The sequence below is a fragment of the Nocardia donostiensis genome (genome assembly GCF_002081715.1).
Taxonomy (GTDB): domain Bacteria; phylum Actinomycetota; class Actinomycetes; order Mycobacteriales; family Mycobacteriaceae; genus Nocardia; species Nocardia donostiensis.
In genome coordinates, this window is sequence record NZ_MUKP01000103.1 from 1 (window position 1) to 5,140 (window position 5,140).

Sequence of the window (5,140 nt, forward strand, 5' to 3'; positions counted from 1 at the left end):
ACCGGGCGGGCGTGCTACTCCGGGTCGTGTCCGCCCCTGCGGTTGCTCGCATTCGATCGGTGGGTGTCGGGGGCTGTGGGCGGGCTACGGTAGGCGAACCAGGCAGCCGTAGCCGACGTGTACGCCTTCGCCTACCTCCACTTGGACGTAGGCGCCTGTGTCGACGCCTTGAACTGCGCGCAGGGTGTGCAGACCCGTTGTCGAGGGCACCCACGTCACCAGCGCGACACCGCCCGACGGGGGGACCGTGGCGAAGGGGACGCCGTTGTCGTAGAAGGTCACCGGGGTCACCGCTTCGGTCAGGATCGCCTCGACGGTGTGGGAGCAGCCGGTGCCGTAGTTGGTGTCGAAACCGAAATTGATATCCGGCATCACGCCGACTCGGGTCACGACCGCCTCCGCGGGTGGTGCCGCCACCATGGCGGCGAACACACCGGCGGCCGACACCCCGATAGCGGTGAGGGCGCGGAGGCCGTGCGGTGACAACCGGTTCGTCATGGCTCGCTCCTCGTCGTGCGATGCCTGGTCCGAGTGCGTCGACCATACAACGAACGGCGCCGCAGGGTAGCCGTGGCCGCGGTATCGATAACAAAACCGTCCCGCGCCGAGGGCACGGGACGGCTCAGGGAAGCTGATGCTGGCTTACGCCGACTTCTCGCGGCGCTCGGCCCGCTCGCGCTTGCGCGGCACAATGGTCGGCAGCACGTTGTCGTTCACGGTATCGGCGTCGACGACCACCTTGGCGACATCGTCGCGGCTGGGGATATCGAACATCACCTGCTGGAGAACCTCCTCCATGATGGCCCGCAGCCCGCGTGCGCCGGTGCCGCGCAGAATCGCCTGATCGGCGACCGCCTCCAGGGCGTCCCGGGTGAACTCGAGATCGACGCCATCCATCTCGAACAGCCGAATGTACTGCTTGACCAGAGCGTTCTTCGGCTCGGACAAGATCTTCACCAGTGAATCCTTGTCCAGGTTGGTCACCGAAGCGACCACCGGCAGACGGCCGATGAACTCCGGGATCAAACCGAACTTGATCAGATCCTCCGGCATCACGTCGGCGAAATGATCGGTGGTGTCGATCTCGGCCTTGGACCGCACCTCGGCGCCGAAACCGATACCGCGATGGCCGGTGCGGTCGGAGATGATCTTCTCCAGGCCCGCGAACGCACCCGCCACGATGAACAGCACATTCGTGGTGTCGATCTGAATGAATTCCTGATGCGGATGCTTGCGGCCGCCCTGCGGGGGCACGCTGGCCTGAGTGCCCTCCAGGATCTTCAGCAGGGCCTGCTGGACACCCTCGCCGGAGACGTCACGAGTGATCGACGGGTTCTCGCTCTTGCGGGCGATCTTGTCGACCTCATCGATGTAGATGATGCCGGTCTCGGCGCGTTTGACGTCGTAGTCGGCGGCCTGGATCAGCTTCAGCAGGATGTTCTCCACGTCCTCACCGACGTAGCCCGCCTCGGTGAGCGCGGTGGCGTCGGCGATCGCGAACGGGACGTTGAGCATCTTCGCCAGCGTCTGCGCCAGATAGGTCTTACCGCATCCAGTGGGGCCGAGCATGAGGATGTTCGACTTGGCCAGCTCGACGCTCTCGCCGCGATTGTCCCGGCCTTTGTCGCCTGCCTGGATACGCTTGTAGTGGTTGTACACCGCCACAGCGAGCGTGCGCTTGGCGGTGTCCTGCCCGATCACGTAGTTCTCCAGGAAATCCCGGATCTCTGCGGGTTTGGGGAGCTCATCGAGTTTGACCTCGCTGGACTCGGCCAGCTCCTCCTCGATGATCTCGTTGCACAGATCGATGCACTCGTCGCAGATGTACACCCCTGGTCCCGCAATGAGCTTCTTGACCTGCTTCTGGCTCTTTCCACAGAACGAGCACTTCAGCAGATCGCCGCCATCACCGATGCGCGCCATCTCGTGGGTCCCTACTTCCTTGTTCGCGTGCAACCATCCATCCAGCTGTCAGCCGGCCGCCGTCCAGATGGTGCGAATCCGGCTACGGAATCCGGATGGATGGGGCGGGGCTGTCAACCGGGAGCAAAGGTCCCTAGAGTTGACCGTACCCGGTGTGCGCGACGGAGGTCGACAACTCGAGCAGGTTTGTCGCCTCGGTTGTGCCGGTTCTCACGGATCTTTACACCCGTTGTCCCGTTTCGGCGACCGGTCGCGGTCCGCGCCCGTCCGGTTACCGGACGCCGGTCCGCGGGTGGCGGGAGATCCGGCCGGGCCGCAGCGCGGTGGGACCCGTCCCGGCCGGATTCGCCTGCTGTTCAGCTATTTTCGAGCGAACATCAGGCCGCCGCGCTCACTTCTGGGCGCTGAGCTTCCGGTAGTCGAACACCGTGTCGATGATCCCGTATTCGACGGCCTCCTCAGCGGTCAGGATCTTGTCGCGGTCGGTGTCCTTGCGGATCGTGTCGGCATCCTTACCGGTGTGTCGCGCCAGCGTGGTCTCCATCAACCTGCGCATGCGCTCGATCTCGGCGGCCTGGATCTCCAGATCCGACACCTGCCCCTGGATACCGCCCTCCAGCGAAGGCTGGTGGATCAGTACGCGGGCATTGGGCAGGCAGGCGCGCTTGCCCGGGGTGCCTGCGGCCAGCAAGACGGCGGCGGCCGACGCCGCCTGGCCCAGGCAGACGGTGGCGACGTCGGCGCGCACGTACTGCATGGTGTCGTAGATAGCCATCAGCGAGGTGAACGAACCGCCCGGCGAGTTGATGTACATGGTGATGTCGCGGTCGGGGTCCAGCGATTCCAGCACCAGCAGCTGGGCCATGATGTCATTGGCCGAGGCGTCGTCCACCTGCACGCCGAGGAAGATGATGCGCTCCTCGAACAGCTTGTTGTACGGGTTGGACTCCTTGACGCCGAAGCTCGAGTGTTCGATGAACGACGGCAGGATGTAGCGCGCCTGCGGGCTTGCCGGAGCAACGCCACCCAGGCCTGCGCGGGGATCGATCAGGTTGGCCATCTTCGTCTCCAAAGTGTGTCTAGTGAACAACGCCGGATGCGGACGCCCGGATACGGATATCCAGGTCGCGCAATCCCTACTTGCTCGAGCCCTTGGCCTGCTGGTTCGCGTGGCTGATCACATGGTCGATGAAGCCGTACTCCTTGGCCTCGGTCGCGGTGAACCAGCGGTCGCGATCGGCGTCGGCGGTGACCTGCTCGACGGATTTACCGGTGTGCAGCGCCTGCAGCTCGTTGAGCTCACGCTTGGTGTGCGCGAACTGCTCGGCCATGATCGCGATATCGGCGGCCGAACCACCGATACCGGCCGACGGCTGGTGCATCATGATCCGTGCATGCGGCAGCGCGTAACGCTTGCCCTTGGTACCCGCGGTGAGCAGGAACTGGCCCATCGATGCGGCCAGGCCCATACCGTAGGTGGCGATATCGCATTCGGCGAACTGCATGGTGTCGTAGATGGCCATGCCAGCGGTCACCGAACCGCCCGGCGAGTTGATGTAGATCGAAATGTCCTTGGTCGGATCCTCAGCCGACAGCAGCAGGATCTGCGCGCAGAGCTTGTTCGCGATGTCGTCGTCGACCTGGGTGCCGAGGAAGATGATGCGCTCACGCAGCAGGCGCTCGTATACCGAATCACTGAGGTTGAGACCAGCAGTCGCGGTTGTCATGACCCCTGCCTGATTGATTGTCACGGATACCTGCCTTCTCTCGCCGGCTCGTTGCTGTCACAAACATTAACGAAGCAGGGCGGCACCGAACTCCCGGTACCGCCCTTCTTCGCTCACAGCGCAATCGCGATATCCGCTCGGACCCGGTCACGCTGATTTCTGGATGGGGGGATGGTCTCCGTTATATCGCCCGGCTGCATCCCGCCCGGCGCCCGCCGCGACGGCCGTTGCCCCACGGCTACCGACGCGGCGGGCTTCACTCGGAATCCGTTGCGGTCTGCTCTTCGCCCGATTCCCCGGGCTCACCGAACATTTCGGTGGTGTCGACGGTTTCGCCCGTGGAATCGGTGACCTGCACCTTGCCGACCACACCCGCCAGCGCCTTACCTCGGCGCACATCGGCGAACACCGCACCCAGCTGACCGGCCTGCTGCACCTGTTGGATGAACTGTTCGGGGGCCATACCGTAACGCTGGGCCTGGAACAGGATCCGTTCGGTCAGCTCCTCCTGACCGACCTGGGTGCCTTCGGCCTCGGCGATCGCGTCCAGCAGCAGCTGGGTCTTCACCGACTTCTCGGCGGCCTGCTTGGTGTCGGCGTCGAACTCCTCGCGGCTGGAGCCCTGGGCCTCCAACGCCGCGACGAACTTGGCCTCGTCGTGGTCGAAGCTGTGCACGGCGTCATGTTCGACGGCCTCGATCTCGGCCTTGACCACCGCCTCCGGCAGCGGGACCTCGACCGCCTCCAGCAGCTTCTCCAGCACCTGGTCGCGGATCTCGCCCGCCTGGGTCACCTTCTTGACCCGCTCGACGCGGCCGCGCAGGTCTTCCTTCAACTCTTCCAGGGTGTCGAATTCGCTGGCCAGCTGGGCGAACTCGTCGTCGGCCTCGGGCAGCTCGCGTTCTTTGACCGACCCGACGGTCACGGTGATAACCGCTTCCTTGCCCGCGTGCTCACCGGCGACCAGGGTGGAGGTGAACTCCTTGGACTCACCCGCCGACAGCCCGATAACGGCCTCGTCCAGACCTTCGATCAGCTGGCCGGAACCGACCTCGTGGGACAGGCCGGTGGTGGCCGCCTCCGGGACCTCTTCGCCGTCGACAGTGGCCGACAGATCGATGGAGATGAAATCGCCGTCCTGCACCGGGCGATCGACACCGGTCAGGGTGCCGAACCGCTGGCGCAGCGACTGCAGCTGCTCATCGATATCGGAATCTTCGACGGTGATCGCGTCGACGGTGACCTCGATGGCGCTGTAGTCGGGCAGGGCGATCTCGGGGCGGACGTCGACCTCGGCGGAAAACGCCAGCTCCTGGCCGTCCTCGATCTTGGTGATCTCGATCTCCGGCTGGCCGATGACCTTGACCTCGGAGGTGGTGACGGCCTCGCTGTAGCGGCCGGGCAGCGCGTCGTTGACGACCTGCTCCAGAATCGCGCCACGACCCAGGCGCGCCTCGAGCAGCTTGGCCGGCGCCTTGCCCGGACGGAAG

The 5,140-nt window shown here is 64.9% G+C and carries 5 protein-coding genes; all 5 read right to left on the bottom strand.

Annotated elements, in window-relative coordinates; genetic code table 11:
• Positions 1-84: 84 nt before the first annotated feature.
• Complete coding sequence (locus tag B0T44_RS25965; RefSeq protein WP_077120621.1) at positions 85-498, bottom strand: hypothetical protein; 414 nt, start codon at positions 496-498, stop codon at positions 85-87.
• A 144-nt stretch (positions 499-642) separates the two neighbouring features.
• Complete coding sequence (gene clpX / locus B0T44_RS25970) at positions 643-1,923, bottom strand: ATP-dependent Clp protease ATP-binding subunit ClpX (RefSeq protein ID WP_077120619.1); 1,281 nt, start codon at positions 1,921-1,923, stop codon at positions 643-645.
• A 391-nt stretch (positions 1,924-2,314) separates the two neighbouring features.
• A complete protein-coding gene (locus B0T44_RS25975) occupies positions 2,315-2,983 on the bottom strand; it encodes an ATP-dependent Clp protease proteolytic subunit (RefSeq protein WP_077120617.1) in 669 nt (222 codons plus the stop codon).
• A gap of 76 nt (positions 2,984-3,059) precedes the next feature.
• On the bottom strand, positions 3,060-3,650 hold the full coding sequence (locus tag B0T44_RS25980) for an ATP-dependent Clp protease proteolytic subunit (RefSeq protein ID WP_077120615.1): 591 nt from the start codon (positions 3,648-3,650) through the stop codon (positions 3,060-3,062).
• A gap of 256 nt (positions 3,651-3,906) precedes the next feature.
• Positions 3,907-5,140: trigger factor (gene tig, locus B0T44_RS25985; protein ID WP_081512730.1), on the bottom strand; the 1,234-nt coding region annotated here is incomplete at its 5' end.